This is a genomic window from Williamsia sp. Y712 (genome assembly GCF_059445525.1).
On the sequence record NZ_JCAIUN010000003.1, the window covers coordinates 367,370 to 383,251 of the forward strand.

14 protein-coding genes are annotated in these 15,882 nt (G+C 62.1%); 6 read left to right on the forward strand and 8 right to left on the reverse strand.

Translation table 11 applies throughout. The features are described from left to right. The first annotated feature begins 82 nt into the window (after positions 1 to 82). Positions 83 to 883, forward strand: coding sequence for a nuclear transport factor 2 family protein (locus AC1D75_RS21000; protein ID WP_495517261.1), 801 nt, complete (start codon positions 83 to 85; stop codon positions 881 to 883). Between the two features lie 51 nt (positions 884 to 934). Continuing rightward, entirely contained in the window at positions 935 to 1,783 is an 849-nt protein-coding gene (locus AC1D75_RS21005; RefSeq protein WP_495517262.1) for a phytanoyl-CoA dioxygenase family protein, read from the forward strand. 16 nt (positions 1,784 to 1,799) lie between these two features. Here the strand turns inward: AC1D75_RS21005 and AC1D75_RS21010 are convergent, their stop codons facing one another. Then, positions 1,800 to 3,200 (reverse strand): FAD-binding oxidoreductase, encoded by a 1,401-nt coding sequence (locus AC1D75_RS21010; protein WP_495517263.1) that lies wholly within the window; start codon positions 3,198 to 3,200, stop codon positions 1,800 to 1,802. 178 nt (positions 3,201 to 3,378) lie between these two features. Between AC1D75_RS21010 and AC1D75_RS21015 the strand changes: the two genes are divergently transcribed. Beyond that, entirely contained in the window at positions 3,379 to 4,371 is a 993-nt protein-coding gene (locus AC1D75_RS21015) for an AraC family transcriptional regulator (RefSeq protein ID WP_495517264.1), read from the forward strand. A 507-nt stretch (positions 4,372 to 4,878) separates the two neighbouring features. Further along, the gene (locus AC1D75_RS21020) at positions 4,879 to 6,273 is read left to right on the forward strand and encodes an MFS transporter (RefSeq protein WP_495517265.1); all 1,395 of its coding nucleotides are present in this window, start codon (positions 4,879 to 4,881) and stop codon (positions 6,271 to 6,273) included. A 78-nt stretch (positions 6,274 to 6,351) separates the two neighbouring features. On the opposite strand, the gene AC1D75_RS21025 is transcribed toward AC1D75_RS21020, so the two are convergent. From AC1D75_RS21025 to AC1D75_RS21035, 3 genes are read right to left on the reverse strand one after another with little or no spacing between them, the layout of a single operon-like run. Then, on the reverse strand, positions 6,352 to 7,860 hold the full coding sequence (locus AC1D75_RS21025) for a glutamate-cysteine ligase family protein (RefSeq protein WP_495517266.1): 1,509 nt from the start codon (positions 7,858 to 7,860) through the stop codon (positions 6,352 to 6,354). 57 nt (positions 7,861 to 7,917) lie between these two features. Continuing rightward, positions 7,918 to 8,985 (reverse strand): phosphotransferase family protein, encoded by a 1,068-nt coding sequence (locus tag AC1D75_RS21030; protein WP_495517267.1) that lies wholly within the window; start codon positions 8,983 to 8,985, stop codon positions 7,918 to 7,920. A gap of 4 nt (positions 8,986 to 8,989) precedes the next feature. Next, positions 8,990 to 10,105 carry an Rv3169 family protein gene (locus tag AC1D75_RS21035; protein ID WP_495517268.1) on the reverse strand — a complete coding sequence of 372 codons (1,116 nt, stop codon included), beginning with the start codon at positions 10,103 to 10,105 and terminating at the stop codon, positions 8,990 to 8,992. A gap of 98 nt (positions 10,106 to 10,203) precedes the next feature. On the opposite strand from AC1D75_RS21035, the gene AC1D75_RS21040 reads away from it, so the two are divergent. Then, positions 10,204 to 10,830 (forward strand): TetR/AcrR family transcriptional regulator, encoded by a 627-nt coding sequence (locus AC1D75_RS21040; RefSeq protein WP_495517269.1) that lies wholly within the window; start codon positions 10,204 to 10,206, stop codon positions 10,828 to 10,830. A gap of 22 nt (positions 10,831 to 10,852) precedes the next feature. On the opposite strand, the gene AC1D75_RS21045 is transcribed toward AC1D75_RS21040, so the two are convergent. The 4 genes from AC1D75_RS21045 to AC1D75_RS21060 form a co-directional block, all read right to left on the reverse strand. Further along, positions 10,853 to 12,490 carry an ABC-F family ATP-binding cassette domain-containing protein gene (locus tag AC1D75_RS21045; protein WP_495517672.1) on the reverse strand — a complete coding sequence of 546 codons (1,638 nt, stop codon included), beginning with the start codon at positions 12,488 to 12,490 and terminating at the stop codon, positions 10,853 to 10,855. Positions 12,491 to 12,677: 187 nt separating this feature from the next. Further along, on the reverse strand, positions 12,678 to 13,337 hold the full coding sequence (locus AC1D75_RS21050) for a hypothetical protein (protein ID WP_495517270.1): 660 nt from the start codon (positions 13,335 to 13,337) through the stop codon (positions 12,678 to 12,680). Positions 13,338 to 13,363: 26 nt separating this feature from the next. After that, positions 13,364 to 14,989, reverse strand: coding sequence for a hypothetical protein (locus tag AC1D75_RS21055; RefSeq protein WP_495517271.1), 1,626 nt, complete (start codon positions 14,987 to 14,989; stop codon positions 13,364 to 13,366). Between the two features lie 41 nt (positions 14,990 to 15,030). Next, positions 15,031 to 15,330 carry a hypothetical protein gene (locus AC1D75_RS21060; protein ID WP_495517272.1) on the reverse strand — a complete coding sequence of 100 codons (300 nt, stop codon included), beginning with the start codon at positions 15,328 to 15,330 and terminating at the stop codon, positions 15,031 to 15,033. Positions 15,331 to 15,472: 142 nt separating this feature from the next. Between AC1D75_RS21060 and AC1D75_RS21065 the strand changes: the two genes are divergently transcribed. Next, the gene (locus AC1D75_RS21065) at positions 15,473 to 15,859 is read left to right on the forward strand and encodes a sterol carrier family protein (protein WP_495517273.1); all 387 of its coding nucleotides are present in this window, start codon (positions 15,473 to 15,475) and stop codon (positions 15,857 to 15,859) included. Positions 15,860 to 15,882 lie beyond the last annotated feature (23 nt).

Consider the following 15,882-nt stretch of genomic DNA (forward strand, 5'->3'; position numbering starts at 1 on the left):
AAGTCGCCGACTTCGACAGGTAGAACGTGTTCTACTTTCAGAGTAGAACACGTTCTAGATTTGAGGAAGGTGGTGTCAACCGATGGCGACATACGGCCGGGATCGGATGCTCGCACTTGTTGAACGTTCGCCGGCCGCTGCTGGTGCCCACGACCGTGACGAGTGGGTCGGCTTGTTCGTCGATGGTGGCATCGTCAACGATCCGGTGGGGTCGCGGATTCATGCGGGCGGCTCCGAGATCCGGCGCTTTTACGACACTTTCATCGGTCCGCGGAACATCACCTTTCATCGCGATGCCGACTTCGTGGGTGAGCGCACCGTCATTCGTGACCTCGAACTCGAAGTCGAGATGTCGCCGAAGGTGACGTTGCGGGTGCCGGTCTTCATTCGGTACGACCTGTACGAGTGCGGGGGCGACCTGCACATCACGCGGCTCGCCGCCTATTGGGAACTGCCGGGGATGATCAGGCAGTTCGCGCACTGTGGTGTGGCCGCGGTGCCGGTTGGGGCGCGGCTGGCCGTGGCATTGCTTCGGAATCAAGGGATCCGGGGCGCAATTGGATTTGCCGAGGGGTTTCGGCGGGTTGGTACGCAGGCAAAGGCGACCGTCGAGAACTTCCTCGACGCCGCCTCACGTGGGGATGTACCGGCCGCTCGTGGGCATCTGGATCCCAACGCGCCCGTTGTGGTGTTCGATGGTGACGCCATCGGCGTTGATCACGTCATCGGATCGCTCCGGGGTGTCCGGTCGCACAAGCTGCTGGCGGCAGGTAACACGGTTGCCGTCGCTCTGGTCATCGGTGATCGGAAGGGTGTCGGCCTCTTTGTGTTTGGGGCCGATCGTGCACGGATATCGGCCGTCGAGCTGATGTTCGACGAGTGATCGAAGGCACTTGCGCTGACGGATTGCCGTCGCGGGCCTAAAGTCTGCTACATGGCTGCACCGCTTTCCACACCCGGCGTCTTCGGTCCCGACGATCTCGAGGGCCTGGTCTGGTTCTATGACATGTATGGATACGCCACCCTGCGGGGTGCGTTGAGTGCGTCCGACGTCGACGCCATCGAGTCGGAATGTGTTGCCGCGCAACAGGGTGTGATCGCCGGGGAGTTGGATGCCCGATACGGGTCGACCATTTTCCTCGACGAGGCCGCCAAGGCGGAGAAGTTCGCCAACTATGTCGAATACGTCAGCGAGGTATCGCCCGCTGTTGATTCCGCGATCACCGGTCCGGTGATGCGGGACGTCATGAATCGATTACTCGGCCCCGATTCCTGGCTGCGGGATCATGAGCAATACGGCGTTGTCTATCAGGATGCCCGTCCAGGCAAGGAATCCGGATACACCCGGATCGGATGGCATTCGGATTGGCAGTCCAGCCCCAGCCTGGATGTGTGGCCCGGTACGGCATTCACCCTGCACGTCGACGGAACCAGTCCGGCCAACGGCTTCCTGCGGGTGGTGCCGGGCAGTCATCTCTGGGATACCCCGGCCCCGTACCGCAACGTCAACGGCGTACATGTTCCGGATACGGCCCGGCCTTCCGGCGGGCGGACCGGCCGCAAGCCACCTTTCGAGATGCCGTTGGGCTTCGAGAAGATCCGCGGTGAAGTCGGGATCTACGCCGAACGCGGCGACATCATCTTCCACGACGCCTACCTCTGGCACTCCGCGGCCCGGGCCACCGACGACAACACCCAACGTCGCCATGTCCGCGGCGGCTACTTCGGCGGCACCAAACCTGCTGCGGGAGTGGAAGAATTCATCAAGAACGCGGCACGGTAGCCGACCTGGCCGAGAATCACTCCGGTGCGATGTTCTGGTTGATCCGAAAGAGGTTGTGCGGGTCGTACTTCTGCTTGATCCGGGCGAGCCGGTCGTAGTTGCCGCGGTAGGCGGCCTGAACGCGCTCGCGACCTTCGTCCATCATCATGTTCACATATCCGCCGCCTGCAGAGGTCGGGTGCAGCTCCTCCCAGTAGTTCTTGGCCCACTCGGTGATGCGTCCCAGATTGGTGGGATCGGGATCGATACCGGCGATGACTCCGTTCCATCCGCCGTTGCGGTAGGGGAAGGCGGTTGCGTCCGCGGCGACACGCTCGGCAGCGCCGCTGATCGGATACAGGTGCATGGTCGACAGAGGCGACGGGAGGGCCTCGCCGTACCGACGGTGAAGTTCGATCGCGGTATCGGTGATCTCCTCGAAGATGTCGGCCTTCCAATACCACTGCAAGCCCGTGGGCAGCAGCCCGTCGAACGCGCTCTGAAGCACGGGAAACGGCATCGGCGCCAGTCCGACCAAGAGCGGTGAGCCGAAATCCCGAACGGGCGCCATGACCTGGTCGGCTTGCTGATGTGGCCCCGAATAGCACCACACGATCCCGCAGACCTTTCGGCCCCACAATTCCTCGGGGAAGGGTGGCCCGCCGGGGACCTCCAGGACGCCGATCCAGCCGTTCAACTCGTCGGGCAGCGTCGGGACCAGATCGCGGTACCACCGGAAGACCTCTTCGGCGTCGGCAATGTCGTAGAGGACCGGCCCGCCGATGATCTCACCGGCTTCACCGACGGGATGAGATCGAAATGTGAATGAGGTGACCACGCCGAAGTTGCCGCCACCGCCCCGCAGCGCCCAGAACAGGTCCGGCTGGCTCTCGGCGCTCGCGGTCACAAACGATCCGTCGGCCAACACGACGTCTGCGGAGAGCAGATTGTCGATGGTCAGCCCCAAATGTCTTGTGAGATAGCCGGTACCACCACCTAGTGTCAGTCCTGCAACTCCGGTCGTTGAGACGAATCCGGATGGGGTGGCCATACCGAAGGCCCCGTTGGCATGATCCACGTCGCCCCAGGTGCATCCGGCGTCCACGCGTATGGTGCCTGCCTTCGGGTCGACGGTGGTGGAACGCTGCGTGCGGAAGTCGATCACCAGGGCGTCATCCCACACGCTGAACCCGGCACCGTGGTGACCGCCGCCGCGTACCGCGATGGGGATCTGATGGCGACGCGCGAAATTGACGCAGGTGATCACGTCGGTGACATCCGCGACGCAGGCGACAGCCGCCGGACGGCGGTCGATGGCCCCGTTGTAGACCTTCCGCACCTCGTCGTAGTCAGGGTCGTCGGGGCCGATCAACCGGCCGCGAACGGTCTGGCGTAACTCGGAGAGGACGGCATCCGGGGTGGCTTCGATAGCGGACATTTGGTGTGCTCCTTCTGTACGGACTCACATGGTGGGAGACTGGGTAGTTGAACGGTATAAAGCAGCGGTGACGTGCGGGAATGCCCAATACGCCGAAGGACTTGCCCGTACGTCCACGTAGAGGCTCGGTCTTTGCCGCACGTCCGGGAGAGTTGACTGATCGTCCGGGAGTTACGCCATGGACGTCCTATCCGACGTTTTGCTCGCTGTCCGGTTGACCGGTGCGGTGTACTTCGACATCGATGCCCGCTCGCCCTTTGTTCTCGAGAGTCCGCCCACCGACGTGATCGCTGCCAAGATCGCCGCGGACGCCGAACACCTGATCGCCTTCCACGTCCTGACTCTTGGTTCTTGTTGGGTCGAGACGGTCGACGCGCCCGAACCCGCGCAGTTGCTGCGGGCCGGTGAGATGGTGATCGTCTCCAGCGGTGAGGCACACCTCCTCGCGTCGGCTCAAGGCCTCAGCGGGCAGCCTGACCTGTCTCGCTACTACCGGCCGTTGACTGAAGCCTTGCCGTTCGTCATCGACATCAACGGCGATACGAACGCCGATCGCTGTCGGATCGTGTGCGGCTACTTCGCCTGTGACCGGCATCCGTTCAACCCGTTGCTCGAATCGTTGCCGAGAATGGTCCACGCCCCGGTGTCGAGTCGTAGCTGGGGTTGGATGTCGCGGTTGCTCGACGCGGCCATCGAGGCGAGTGACGGTCGCAACGCCGGGCAGGAGGCGATGCTGGCGAAACTGTCGGAACTGATGTTTGTGGAAGCTCTCCGTGCCCACATCGATGGGTTGTCCCCGGACGCTCGCAACTGGGCGGCCGGCATTCGCGACCCCGACGTCGGCTCAGCACTGCGGCTCATCCACGGTCGGTTCGCCGAGCCGTGGACGCTGGAAGGACTGGCCCACGAGGTGGCCATGTCCCGCTCGTCTTTTGCCGATCGGTTCACCGCCTACGTGGGGGTGCCGCCGATGACCTACCTTGCCAGATGGCGATTCCAGCTTGCTGCACGACTGCTGCAGAACGGTTCACTCAGTGTTGCCCAAGCCGCGAATGCCGTTGGATATCAATCAGAATCGGCCTTCAACCGGGCCTTCAAACGTTCTGTCGGAGAAGCGCCGGGTGCTTGGCGACGAAAGGGCGCGGCGGATGTGGGCGCTGCGCACGGATGATCGGCACGGCGGCGAGTCGTGGCCTTTTGGTTCAGTGACCAGTTACGGGCGTCGAACGGGTACCCGGAGCGGTAAAGACTTGGTGCTTGTTGCGCCATTTCCTGCGTTGTTACCGAGTGTCTGATTTTCGGCGAACCACGTGCTGCGATAAGGGGATCAAATCGCCATGGTGGGTTACGCGGTACATCGCGGTGGGGCGATCAGAAGTAACGCAAAAGAAACCACCGGGCAGAAGATTGTATGCAAGACTCACTAACGGCAACCTGTCCAGCATCGTTATGGCCCCAGAAGGTATGCAACGGGGACTCCAGAGAGGATTCGATTAGATGGCGCTTTTTTTGCCGGCCTTGAATATGCCATCTATTTCTAACTGAAGACACTCACTACCTCTTTGCCGATTCTTTACTTTCATGAAGATGCGGAGTGGCTGATGCATGTCTGAAACCGATCTATCCGGGTGGTATTCCGCTACCCATCAAATGTCCGCTACTGGTTGAGGAAACGGAAATGGCAAACAAGCAGCAGGTCGGCGTGAAGCCTGGGGGACAGGCCGACGCTGAAATCGATGTACTCGGCGAGCGCGTGATGCGAAAAGTGTCGCGCCGGTTGATCCCGTTCATCGCGGTTCTGTTCTTCATCAACTATGTCGACCGAACGAATATCGCGTTCGCAAAGCTGGAGATGAGTTCGGATCTGGGTCTCAGTGAAGCTGCCTACGGCCTTGCCGCGGGTCTGTTCTTCATCGGGTATTTCCTGTTCGAGATCCCGAGCAACCTGGCCTTGCACAAGTTCGGTGCGCGCCGATGGGTGGCCCGAATCATGGTGACCTGGGGCATCGTGGCCATGGCAATGGCCTTCGTGAACAGTGCCGGTGCGCTGTACGTCGTGCGAATCCTCCTCGGCATCGCGGAGGCGGGCTTCTATCCGGGTGTCATCTTGTACTTGACGTTCTGGTTCCCGCGCCGCCAGCGGGCCAAGGCGATTGGACTGTTCGCGCTCGCGGTTCCGGTGTCCGCGGTTGTCGGTGCCCCGGTGTCCACGGCAATCATGCAGTACAGCCATGACTTCATGGGATTCTCGGGTTGGCGCATCATGTTCCTGGTCGAGGGTCTGCCCGCGGTGATCCTGGGAATCGTGTGCTGGTTCTATCTGACCGATCGGCCGGCCGATGCGAAGTGGCTCGACACAGAAGAGCGTGCGTGGCTGAGCGCCACGATGGACGCGGATGCAGAGGAAACCGAAGCGGGCGATCCGTGGACCCTCCGACGCGTCTTGACCAGTCCACTCGTACTCGGACTCGCGCTCGTGGAATTCGGTGTCGGCTATGGGATTTACGCACTCAGCTTCTTTCTGCCGTCGATCATCGCTGGATTCTCGGAGACGTTCGGGACCGACTTCAACCTGTTTCAGACCGGCCTCATCACGGCCGTCCCGTTCTTCTTCGGAGCGCTGGCGATGGTGTACTGGACGCGACATTCGGATCGGAAGTGTGAGAGGGCGTGGCACGTTGCGGCCCCGGTATTCCTTGCCGGACTCACTGTTCCGATCGCTCTCTATCTGGGATCGCCGATCGCTGTCATGGTCGTGATCTCCCTGACCGCAATCGGAGTGTTTGCGGCCTACCCGGTCTTCTGGACGATCCCCGGCGAGTTTCTGACCGGAGTCGGAGCGGCCGCCGGCATTGCATTGATCAATTCGCTCGCGAACCTATCCGGTTTCGCTGCGCCCTACATAACCGGTGGACTCACCGACGCCACTGGTTCGGAGAACAGCGGAATGTGGGTGGCCGGAGGCGTTCTGATCTTTGCCGGCTTGATGATGGTCGGGCTCAAGGTGAGCGGGTTGCTGGATCCGAGTAAGCATGCGCAATCGTTCGAGGCGGTTCCGGTGGTCACCCGGTAGGGGTCCGCTGTGGTGGGCCAGACGTGACAGAAGGTCACGTGCAGGTGCACCGGGTGCGGCCGGGCAGATCGAAGGATTTCAGAGATCCCAGGTGTGCACGGCCGCACCGTCGTGCATGCGTTCGATGTACTCACTGAGCATGCCGCTCAGTGCGACGTCGCGGCTGTCGCCTGCCTTTTCTCTGGCGGCCACAGACGCACGTTGCCACACCGAACCGGTTTGCCCGGTGATCGCCCGGCCCTCGATGATCGCCAGGTAGCGGTCGCGGACGTCGGCCGCGACACCGAATGCCCGCAAACCTTCTTCGGCGAGTGGCAGCATTCGGCGCAACACCAACTCGTCAGGTTGTACCCATCCGACTGTCGGCCAATACAATTGGCAATCCATCCCATCGCGGGCCGCGGTGTGGAGATTCTCCGCTGCCGCATTGAACGTCATCTGTGACCAGATCGGACGATCGGCGTCGACGAGTCCGCGCAGCGCCCCGTAGTAGAACGCTGTGTTTGCCATGATGTCGAGTACGGTCGGCCCGGCGGGTAGGACACGATTTTCGATGCGTAGATGCGCCTGCCCGTCGATGACGTCGTAGACCGGCCGATTCCACCGGTACACGGTCCCGTTGTGCATTCGGAGTTCGGTCAGTTCAGGTATCTCACCGGCCTCCAACTGTGCCAGTGGATCGTCGTCGGACACCACCGGAAGCAAGGCCGGAAAATATCGGGTGTTCTCCTCGAACAAATCGAATATGGTTGTGATCCAACGTTCTCCGAACCAGACCCGCGGCCGGACGCCCTGGTTGATGAGCTCCTGTGGGCGGGTGTCGGTGGCTTGTTCGAAAACCGGGATGCGACTCTCGTGCCACAGGGCCTTGCCGGCCAGGAACGGTGAGTTGCCTGCCAGTGCGACCTGTATTCCGGAGAGTGCCTGCGCGGCATTCCAGTGGTCGGCAAAGCTCTCGGGCGCAACGCGCAGATGTAGTTGTAGCGACGTGCATGCGGCTTCGGGCAGGATCGAATCGATCGACGTCTGCAGACGGTCGGGATGATCCCCGGGCACGAGCGGGACTCCGGTGATGTCGAGTTCGATGTCTTCGCCCCGCGCAGCAAAGATCTGCTGGTTCAACAGGTCATACCGTGGGTTCGCCGAAATCCACTGGTGGGCAAAGTGCTCTTGCCGCAGGGTGGGCAGCATGCCGATCAGCACGAGATGGTTGTCCGTGGTCGCGGCCCTTGCCTCGGCCTGATTGAGGGAATCTCGCAGGCTTGATTCCAGTGAGACGGTGTCGGCGCCGACGAAGGGTCTCGGTGCCACATTGATCTCGATGTTGAACTGACCGAGCTCGGTCTGATAGTCGGGATCGGCGATGGCCTCGAGCACTGTTGCATTCGACATCGCCGGATTCATCGCACGGTCAACCAGATTGAGCTCGACTTCCATGCCGAGCAAGGGTTCCGGCGGATTTCCCTGGTCGGTGAACAGTCCGTCCGAGAGCATGCGGGCGACCGCCTCGGTGCACCGTCCCACCTGCTCACGGAACTGCCGCCTGTCTTCGCGGCTGAATTCGCGCTTGCCGACATCCGTGCCCATCGTCCCATCGTGCCACGGAATGCCGGGTGCACGTAGACGTCCGGTTGCCGGTGGGCGTCAGCCGCCGCCGAGTACTGTCGCGAGGCGCTGTGCACAGATGTCGGCGAGATCGATACCGTCGAGTTCGAGTTTCGTGTTGAGCCTGATCAGGGGAACGGCCAGGAGTAGCGCAGCGGTGACATCGTTGAAGAGCATGTTGGTCGGCCGCGTTCCGGTCAGTCTCTCGTATCGTTCGAGTGTCGCTTCGCGTGAGGGCGTTCCGCTCACCGAACTGTGGTTCTCCAGCGGACTGCTGACCCAGTCGGTGAGGAACATCCAGGCAAGGTCGGCACCTGGGTCCCCGAGGTAGGCGATCTCCCAGTCGAGGGCGGCGACAGGATGGTGGTCGGTGTTGGCGTAGAGAACGTTGGACATCCGGGAATCGCCCCAGCACAACGTGACTCGAGACGGTTCGTACAGATGGTTGTCAGCCCAATCGAGCGCATGCGCCAAACCCGGGTGTAAGGGACCGCCGTCGCCGGCCCAATGGAGCGCGTATCTCAGGAAGTTGACCAGACGCTGGGGTGGCGTCGTGCCGAACTTGCCGAGATCCAGGAAACCCAGGCGTCTTTCAGTGGTGTCGATCTGGTGGACCCGGGCGATCAGGTCGACGCATCCGTTCCACAGCAGAGCCCGGCCCGCATCGTCGGTGTCGGCATAGATGCCCTGCTGGTGGTATGCGGGAACGTCACTGACGGTGACGACGTCATCGATGCGGTCCATCACGAAGTAGGGCGTTCCCAAATCGATTCCCTCTGCGTCGATCCACCGCATCCTCGGTACCGGGACCGCAGAATCGGCGAGTCGTTCCATCACCAGGTATTGCCGCCGGAGGTCGAAGTCCGGCAGGACCGCGAAGTCGGGCGGTCGCCGGAACACCAGTCCCTGAGATTCCGGGTGCGTGGTCGCCGTCGGGTCGACGTCAAGCAGATCGAACAGGTATGTCTCGGTGGAGAATCCCTGCTGCGCAACTCGCCAGTTGGCGATGGTCGCGTTATGGGCAAACGGAAACCGTTGTCGTAGTACGGCTTCGAGTGCGGTCGGCAGCTCATCGGCCGACAGCCGTGATGGTGAGACCGGAGTCATGGTCTCACCAGCCCGTGTATCCGTAGCGCGGGTAGGCGCCCATGAAGACCATCTCGACCAATCCGTGCCCGACCTTGCCATCCATCCGGACCTCGCACAAAGTCTCGCTGAGCATCCGAACAGGCGCCAGCGCCTCTGCATCGTTGGTGTTCACCGTGAAACCGTCGAGGAAGTCGTCTCCGCGGTAGTAGCCGCTGGCGTAGCCGTTGTAGTGGTCGTAACCGGCCAGCCCGGGCCAGAAGTCGGTCATCGGGCGCACCTCGATGGTGCTGGTCGAACGGTCCCCGCGGGTGATCGTGAACGTTCCCCCGGACACAACGCGTGCATCATCACGGAACTTGAGGTCGTGCTCGACATCGATGATCGCCTCGTGTGGACGACCGGAATCGATGGGGTAGAGCAGTTCACCCTCGAACTGCCATCTCGACCCATCGCTGTTCTCGCGCTGCGCGAAATGCACGAGCTCGTCGTCGAATTGGAAGATCCCCATGTAGTAGAGGACACCTTCGGGCAGATCGGTGGGCTGGAGTTCGGTCCCATCAGGGAGGCTGCCGCCGCCACCGCCTCTGCGGATCCCCCATGAGTGGTCGCGGCCGAACCACCAGCGCTGCGGATCGATGTCGATGCGCTCGCCGTCGATGTCGATCCAGCCTTCGACCAGACCGTTTTGATAGAACCGGCGAGCATCCTCCGAGACGCGCCCGCGGACCCGATGAAACGCGGCGGTTTGCTCGTAGGGGTCGAATTGCCCGGTCATGCTCAGATCCAGGCTCAATCCCTGGCTGTTGGGGGCGACCTGAGTTCGCACCCGGCGCAACGGTTCTTCGATCGTGTAGGTGTACGGGCCGATCGTGTATTCCCCGAGTCCGCCGGTCTGAGGATTGAGCGTGGTGGACATCCGGATCACCTTGGCCGGACCGTTGCGTTTGGTGACCATCGCGTAGGCGTCGGTCACGTTGCGGTTGGGGTAGCGGGCCATTCCGGTCATCACATTGATGTCGCCGGATTTGTCGAATCCGTACATCACAACGCGTTCCACCCAACGCAGATCACTCTGCGACACGTGGTCGAACGTGGTCGGCAATTGGTGAGCCAAGATCTCATCGTTGGGTGTCAACACGGCGCAGTCTCCTTCTTCGGGGCGAGCTCTGGGGGCGACGGACAATACGTTAGGGCATGGAACGTAATTGAATGGTCGCTTTGCGGTACTTTCGTCGGGTGACCACTTCTGCCCAGCCGCAACCCGGTCGTCCACGTGATCCTCAGAAGGACATCGATGTCCTCCAGGCCGCGCGGGACCTGCTGGTCGAGGGGGGCTTTCAATCGGCGACGATCGCCGCGATAGCCCGGCGCTCCGGCGTGGGGGCACCGACCATCTACCGCCGGTGGGCACGCCGAGAGGCGCTGATCGAGGACGCCGCATTCGGCACTGCCGAATCGGGTGTGGTCCCACAGGCCACCGGTGACCTGTGGGACGACCTCCGGACCTGGGCATTGCTGTTCCTACAGCATTTCGCAAATCCTGTTGCGCGAGCGGCGATTCCAGGCCTCATGCTGGCCTACCAGCATGAGGAGGATCTCTACGAGCGTCTCGTCAACCGATCCGAGCGCGACGTCCGGATCATGATGCGGGATCTGCTGCGTGGCGACCTACCCGAGATGCCCACGAAGGAGCTGGAGAAGCGGGCGGACGCGGTTTTCGATCTTCTTGTTGCCGCAACCGCCATCCGGGCGCTGACGGTTGGTCTGACCGGGCAGGAGGCGTTCTGTGACCAGACAGCGGACGCGCTCGCGGCGCTGGCCTACTCGACCTGGAAGCCGCGGACCCGGCGTCGTCGAACCTAGGGCCCGGTACCTCGCCTTCGGTTCAGGCCAGCGTCTCGGTCAACTGGCCGCCCGCCAGTTGCCAGCGCCGCGTGGCCCGGACGGTGGCCAGCATTCGCCGGTCGTGGGTCACCAACAGGACTGTGCCGGAGAAGGATTCAACCGCCTGCTCCAGTTGCTCGATGGCAGGCAGGTCCAGGTGATTGGTGGGTTCGTCGAGCACGAGCAGGTTGACACCGCGTGCCTGCAACAGTGCCAGCGCCGCGCGCGTCCGTTCACCTGGCGACAGTGAGTCTGCCGAGCGGGTGACGTGATGGCCCTTCAATCCGAACTTGGCCAACAGGGTCCGGATGTCCGCGTCGGTCTGATCGGGGATCTGGGCGCCGAACGCTTCGGCGAGTGGGGTGTCACCGGTGAACAATCCGCGAGCCTGATCGACCTCACCGATCTGCACGCCCGAGCCCAGCGACGCCGAACCCGAGTCGGGTGCCTGCGCGCCGAGGAGCAACGACAGCAGCGTCGACTTACCGGATCCGTTGGCGCCGGTGATGACAATCCGATCGCCTGCGTCAACCTGGGTGCTGATCGGTCCCAGCGTGAACTCACCACGGGTGAGCGTCGCGTCGTTGAGGGTGGCGACCACGGTGCCCGAACGAGGTGCGGCCGCGATCTCCATGCGCAGCTCCCACTCCTTGCGGGGCTCTGCGACCTCTTCGAGCCGCTCGATGCGACGTTGGGTCTGGCGGGCCTTCGACGCCTGCTTCTCGGTTGACTCCAGCCGCAGGCCCTTGCCGACCTTGTCGTTGTCCTTGGATTTGCGCCGCGCGTTGCGGACACCGTGTTCCATCCAATTGCGTTGCATCTGAGCGCGATCGGTCAGCGCGTCCTTGGTGTCGGAATACTGGTCGTATGCTTCGCGGGCATGGCGACGAGCGACTTCACGTTCGACCAGAAACGCTTCATAGCCACCGGAATACACCGACACCTGCTGTTGGGCGAGATCGAGCTCGACGATTCCGGTGACCGTGCGTGCCAGGAACTCGCGATCATGACTGACGACGACCATCGGCGTCCGCGAGCTCGACACGAACTCCTCGAGCTGCGCGAGGCCATCGAGGTCGAGGTCGTTGGTCGGTTCATCGAGCAGGAGAATGTCGTAGCGCGACAGCAGAAGTGCGGCCAGACCGGCCCGCGCCACCTGACCACCGGACAACGCCGACATCGGCAGATCGAGGTCGACGGTCAAGCCCAGGTTTGCCGCGACCTGATCGGCCCGTTCATCGAAGTCGGCCCCGCCCAGGTGCAGCCAGCGGTCCAGCGCGGGGGAGTAGAGGTCGTCGCCGCCCTCGCCCAATGCCTCGGCCGCGGCGTCCATCGTCGACTGTGCCTGTGCGACGCCCGTCCGTCGGGCCAGGAACTGGCGGACGGTCTCGCCCGGCGTCGGTTCCGCTTCCTGCGCGAGGTAGCCGACCTCGGCGTCCGGCGGGCTCAGCGTGATGGTGCCGTCGAAGTCCGCTGATCCGACGCCGGCGAGCAGTGTCAGCAGCGTTGATTTACCGGCGCCATTTGCGCCGACCAGACCGAAGACGTCGCCGTCGGCCACCGTGAGGTCGAGATCGGAGAACAACGTTCGTTCGCCGTGACCGGCTGTGAGTCCGGTGGTGTGCAGGGTGGCGCTGATGGTGGTGACGCTCCTTCGAAGTGCAGGTTCTCTTCACGAGGATAGTCGGTGCGCCAATGCGGGCCAGCAACGCCGTGGACGGTTGGTTGCATCGTCGTAGCTGATGCCGGGGTGCCGGATTCCCATTTCCCGCCCAGTTATCCGTTGTTGTCGGTAGACAATCTGGCTTCGCTCCTCAATGTGCTGCTCAACTGACGGGGCGGTGACTGATGCCGGTGGTTCGGATACTTTCGATGTTTTCGGGGTTGTAGGTGAGCGGGTTGAGATGGACGTAGTACTGAAAAACCTGGACACCATTTTTGATACTCGCGTTCATATCGACGATGAGCCCTGTTGGCCCGATACCCGAGCCCAAGCTCCATTTTTCTTTGCCATCGTCAGCAGTGCTCGCGATGCGTGTCCACGTGTCCACCTTTTCGGGGAGTATTCCCCAGCGTGCGGTGGCCTGGGCGAGTTCTTGCTGCGCGTCTTCCGTGGTGTCGAACGAGCGCCAGAAGATGAGGTCCTCGAACCGTCCACCGCGGAAGTAGGTGGTGATCCAGATGGTTTGCGTGCTCACGGTAGCTTGGGCTTCGGGGCCTAGAAAGGTGAGTTCGATGTCGGGTTTGCCTGCGCCGCCGATGATCACGTCTTGGTTGTGGTCGACAGGGAGTCCGGCGTCGGCGTTGGTGAGGGTGAGGTCGCGAAAGTCGAAGCGCGCGCGCCGGCTGCCTTTGATCTGCTCTACGCCGGAGTCCGTGAGCATTGAGAACTCAGTTTGACCAGAGGATCCTGACGTTGATGTCACAGGCATCTCCTTGTTGTCGGTGATGACTGTGCATGCGGCCAATATGCCGATGAGTGTCACCAAAATCGCCAGGGCTCTCGCTGATTTCACCAATGTGGGTCAAACTTCCAGTCCGTGAGCAACCTGCTGAGGATGCCGTCCATCTGGTTGTCGAGTCGTTGTTCGTCGACCCGAGTGTCAAAATCTGAGCCGACTATGCGCCGGGCTTCATCCGGATCGTCGGCGAGCAGGCGCTGATATGCGGGTAGTGTGTCCTCCGTGATGAGCCGCCATCGCTGATTCTCGTCGGCAATGTTGCCTTCCGGGAATGGCGTCTGCACGGTCACACCTCCAGGTATGTATCTCCTGTTCTCCAACTCGAAATCTGCCGGGTACAAATCGGGATATGCCTGAGCCCCGGGTATCGAGGGCGTCCCGACCGTGGTCAGCATCCACGTCATCGCTTCTCCGGTCACGGGACGGCTCCGCATCTCCTCGTAGTCGTCAGCAATGATGTCGAACTGTTCGCGGTGAAGTAGTTGGGTATTTCCTGCAGCGACAAGCGCGGGATCGTCTTGCGCAACTCCAACTTCAATCTGATCCCATGCGCGACCCGTATCCGGGTCTATGAGACCTGCTCGCTGCATCCGGTCGATCTCGGCGGTCCCGCCGTGCAGGTACGCCTCATGCATCGGGGCTTGATCTTCGAATATCTCTTTCTGCATGCTCAGGAACTTCTGTTCGTAGTAGGCGATCTCAGGGTCGCTCAGACTGGCGAGCGCTTTGGTCATCGGTTCGATTTCCGATGGGAGTGCTGCGCCGGCGGGGCCTTTGATGCCTTTCGCAATGTCCCGCATGGTCGCCAAATCGTAGAACCCGCCAGCAAAGGATGGACCGATCATATTGGCCATTCCTGCCCACTGGAGCTCAGGATTATCGAGAAAGAGCTGACCGTAGTACTCGTAGACCTTGGTGATCGTGTCGGCGTTGTACTCGGCACCCTTTGACGGATCCCAATTGGACAGATCGATTTCCGCCCCTTCTAGCGACTCTCGCAGCCAGTAGTCTTGGAGGAAATCGCCGTACGCCTCCTCGGGTACGAGGCCGGCATCAAATGCGGTGTCGAGTAACGGTTTTGCTGCATCCGGGTGGTTCTTCACCCATTCCTGGAATTGTGGGTCGTCCAGAACGGTCTTGGCCTGCTCGGGCGTCAGGCCCACCAATGACGGTGGAGCGTAGTCCCGGCCCGCCGTCACATCGCCCTTCGTGGCGTCCAATTCATCGTTGGCGCCGTCGAGTGCAAAAGCCACCGCATCGTCTTCATCTGTGAGTTGTTGCAAGGCTGCATCGATGGCTTCTTGAAATGTCTTTCGATCCTCTTCCTGTTTGTCGAGTTCATCGGCTGTATACGGCCCCGCGACGACGTACGCGCCGACTTTCCAGTCGTCGCTGACCTCGAAGTTGCTCAGCACTGCGGCAGTGACGTTGGAGAGCGCATTGTCGCGGACCGATTGCAGTCGGGTCGCGCCGGATCGGAGTGCTTCGGTCACACTGTCTGTTGCATCGGCTACGCGAATACCGAGCCGATGGTCCTTTTCGGCTCTCTGCCACGCCGCTTCGGCGGTGTGCCCATCCGACGACTGGTATTGGCTCAGAGCCACCGACCGCGCAGAGTTCAGTTTGGACTCGAAGTCGATGTTGGACGTCTCAAGGCTTGTTGCAGCATCGCTCAACAACGAGGGCTGCCATTTCCTGACGCCGCTGACGGTGTATGTCACTGCAGCCGCAGCGCTTTGAACGTGGATGCCGAGTTCACTTCAGTGTTGTCGAAGGTTTCAGTGGCCGCGACCGACGCATCGGCATATGCGCACAATCGGGTCGCCACCGCGCTGTACGCGGTATCCACCGCAGATCCGCTACGCGCCGCGGTGGCACCGGCTTTTGAACCGGGCAACGACTCCGCGATGTCTGAGGTGGAGGTGGCGGCGTCGATGGTGTTGATCTCGGCGCCGAGTGCACGATAGCGGCCGGCATCGGTGCGCGTCGTTGAAGTGTCTGTTTCGAACAATGGCATCGGATGTCCCCCTCCAAACGAGCACCCCCCGGTGACCGCGTCCGCCCACCGTATATCCCAATTTGGACGGCATATCCCAATTTGGACGGCGCGGGCGAGGCCGTGGTTCCGTGCGGCGGTGAGTGGGTGCCACGATGTGTTTGTGGCACCTCATAAGTCGGTAGACCCGGCCGTAATGCGAACAGCCGTCGAAACCGTGGCGCCGTGGCTTCGTGATCCCGAAGCCGTCGAGCCGACGAGAAAAGAGATCGCCGATGCTGTCCGGATGACCGCGCGAACCCTCGCGCAACTCGCGCCGGGTGGATCGGTAGAGGTGCGGGTGCCGCCGTTCGTGGCGGTCCAGTGCATCGAAGGACTTCGCCATACGCGCGGCACCCCACCGAACGTTGTCGAGACCGATCCCCGCACCTGGTTGCTGCTGGCAACCGGGCAACTGGATCTCTCCGGAGCGCTTGCGGACGGCAGGGTTTCCGCGTCCGGAAGCCGCGCAACCGAGATCGTTCATTGGCTGCCATTGCTGCGCGTGTGACATCGACACCCGACCAGTCCGGG